Source organism: Actinoplanes sp. NPDC024001, assembly GCF_040638955.1.
Taxonomy (GTDB): domain Bacteria; phylum Actinomycetota; class Actinomycetes; order Mycobacteriales; family Micromonosporaceae; genus Actinoplanes.
On sequence record NZ_JBEZZB010000345.1, the window covers coordinates 1 to 2,947 of the forward strand.

The following is a 2,947-nucleotide window of genomic DNA, read 5'->3' on the forward strand; positions in this document are numbered from 1 at the left end:
GGCCGTGACGACACGGTCGTCTTCTACGGCGACAACTTCAACTGGTGGGCGGCGTACGCGCTGTGGGTCTTCAGCCTGTTCGGTGCCGGCTCGGGCTTCGGCTCCTGCGGGGCCGGGGCCTGCTCGGTCGGCGCGGGCCGGATGGCGCCCGGCGCGTCCGGGATGTCGTCGCCGCCGTCGCTGCGCAGCAGGAACTCGCTGAGCGCGACGTTCCAGTGCTTGGCCAGGTAGCTGCCCGGCTTCGGGTTGGTGCTGAAGTAGTCGTCGTGCCCGCAGTCCAGCCGGATCTCGTGCTTCTTCGGGCACGCGGTGCGGATCGGCTTGCCCGACCGGTCCGGGCCGCAGAGCAGGTCGTGGTCGTCGGTGCAGCTGCCCGCGCCGGTGGCGTTGGGCGAGCCGGAGAGGATCGCGCCGAGCGAGTGGGTCAGCTCGTGGGCGGCCACCGCCGAGCTCCAGCAGCCGGAGTCGACCCGGGCGTACGACGGGCCACCGTTGTTGCGGTTCACCCGGCTCGGCCGGTCGTCCCGCACGTACGTCGAGATGCCGCAGTACACGTTGGTGTCGGAGAACATCAGGTACTTGCGGTCGGTCCGGTTGTAGCCGAGACCCCGCAGCGCCTCGATGGTCTTGAGGAACGAGCCGAGCGAGCCGTTCGGCAGCTGGACCTCGGCCACGTCCACCCGGCAGTCGGGCGTCGTCACGTACCGGATGTGGCGGGAGCCACCGGTCTCGCCGGCGCTCGCGTCGTAGATCGCGTCGACCCCGGCCGCCCAGGTGCGGAACGAGTTGAGGAACTTCGCGTACCGGCTGTCGGTGGACGACTCGTGCAGGTAGAGCAGCTGCACCCGCTTGCCGCTGCGGCCGTCGCCGGAGCAGGCCACGTCGTCCGGGCCGAGGATGAAGTCGGCCTGGCCGGGCGCGGCGTCCGGGATCAGGGCCGGCGCATCCGCGGTGAGCGCGCTGCCGCCCTCGTCCCGGGCGATCTCGGCGTCGGCCGGGACCGCCGCGCTCTCCCGGCGCACCGCGGTCACCCGCTGGCCACCCTCGGTCACGGGCGCGACGTCACGGCGTACCGAAAGGCCGGCCGGGGGACGCTCCGGGCCGTGCGTGCAGGTCTGCTCGAAGAGCAGATAGGAGCCGGCGCAGAGGGAGTCGGCGGCGGCGAGCTTGAGGCCGCTGTAGACCAGGCCCTGCTCGGGCGCGTCGGTCGGCAGGCCGGCGAGCGAGAGCCGGTCGGTGTCGTCGGCCGGGCCGGCGCCGATCACGCTGGGCCCGACCACGCCGCCGACACCGAGCAGTGCCAGCCCGAGCGCTACCGGAAGGAGCCGGAAGGTCGCGGAGCGTGCTCGCCGGGGATGCTCGCTCGGAGCGCGCCGTCGCCCTGGGGGCGACCCGCGGAACGCTGGCCGGCGATGCGCGGACACTGCGTCTCCTCGTCGAGCTGAGTGACGGTGGGAGGGGCCCATGGGGTGACCGCCTCCCACCGTGCGGCGGCTTGCCGGTTCGCGGCGATGGGGACGCGCTGCGGATTGCGAGCCGGAAAGCCGGATGGGATCGGAGGGAAGACTGCCAGCCTTGGAGCGCCAGGGGAACGCCCTTAATAGAGATATAAGCAAGCGCTGTTCCGTCCGGGGGACACGGTTCGATTCAGGTGACGTCATTCCCGCCCCGGTCGTTGCCATCGGCGTCGTCCCGGGTCCCGTTCGCGGGTCAGGCGGCCGCGTCCGACCAGGCCGAACCGGCTCGGGGCCGTGGGCGTGGCGTCCGCGTCGGCGAGGAGCATAACCACGCTCGCCCCGCCCATCGCGGCCCGGTCCAGGCTCACCGATCCGCCGGTCGCCTGGGCCACCCGGCGGGCGATGTCCAGGCCCAGGCCGGTCGAGCCCTGATTGCTCTGGCCACGTCGCAGCGCGCGCTCCGGGTCGGGGATGCCCGGCCCGGCGTCGTCCACCCGCAGCGCCACCCAGCCGTCGCGGCGGGAGAGCCCGACCTCGAACGCGGTGCCCTGCGGGGTGTAGCGGAAGACGTTGCCGAGCACCGCGTCCAGCGCGGCGGCCAGCTCGGCGCGGGCCACCGGCACCGGGATCCGCAGGTGCGCGCCGACCACCCGGTACTGACGGTCCTGGTCACCGGCGAGCGCCGACCAGAACATCATCCGTTCCCGGACCACCTCGCTGGCGTCGCAGAGCCCGTCCTCGGGGGCCGCCACCTGCGCGGCGACCGCCTGCCGGGTGGTGTTGATCAGGTGGTTGACCTCGTCCTCGAGGGTGCCGATGGCCTGCCGGATGCGCCGGATCCCGCGGCGGCGGTCCACCTCGTCCGCGGACAGGTCGAGGATCTGGGTGTCGTCCGGGTCCAGCGCCTCGGCGTCGAGCCGCAGCGCGGTCAGCGGGGTGCGCAACCGGTGCGACAGGTCGGCGACCAGCTCCCGCTCGTCGGTGCGCGAGGTGACCAGGCGGTCCGCCATCCGGTTGAAGGCGTAACCGGCCTCGGCCAGTTCGCGGGGGCCGGAGGGGTGTATCCGGACGCCGAGGTCACCGTCACCGACCGCGAGCGCCGCCTCCACCAGGTTGCGGGCCGAGGACACCGCGCCCCGGGCCAGCCGGTCGACCACGAAGACCGCGCCGCCGACCAGGACGACCGCCAGGCCGAGCAGCAGCCACCAGTCGCGGGCGGTGTTCTCGTTGAGTTCCGAGCCCGGGACGAACACCTCGACGACCAGGGTCTTGCCGTTCACGGTGACCGGCTGCAGGCGGACCACGCCGCCGTCGACGTCCTCGACGGTCGGCTCCGCTTTCGGCGCCGCGGCGTCGATCAGGCCGGCGCCGGCCCGGCCGCCCGCGCTGGGCGCGATGCCGGGAGTGTGCACGACCGGGTTGCCACCGGCCGCCGCGACCACCGCGGCGCAAACGGTGCCCAACCGCGAGGACCGCGACACCGGCGGGGT

At 73.7% G+C, this 2,947-nt stretch carries 2 protein-coding genes; both read right to left on the minus strand.

Going from position 1 to position 2,947, the window contains the following annotated elements:
* Window positions 1-23: 23 nt before the first annotated feature.
* Window positions 24-1,280, minus strand: coding sequence for a hypothetical protein (locus AB0F81_RS50950; protein WP_360211656.1), 1,257 nt, complete (start codon window positions 1,278-1,280; stop codon window positions 24-26).
* 377 nt (window positions 1,281-1,657) lie between these two features.
* Entirely contained in the window at window positions 1,658-2,818 is a 1,161-nt protein-coding gene (locus AB0F81_RS50955) for a HAMP domain-containing sensor histidine kinase (RefSeq protein WP_360211658.1), read from the minus strand.
* Window positions 2,819-2,947: the final 129 nt, after the last annotated feature.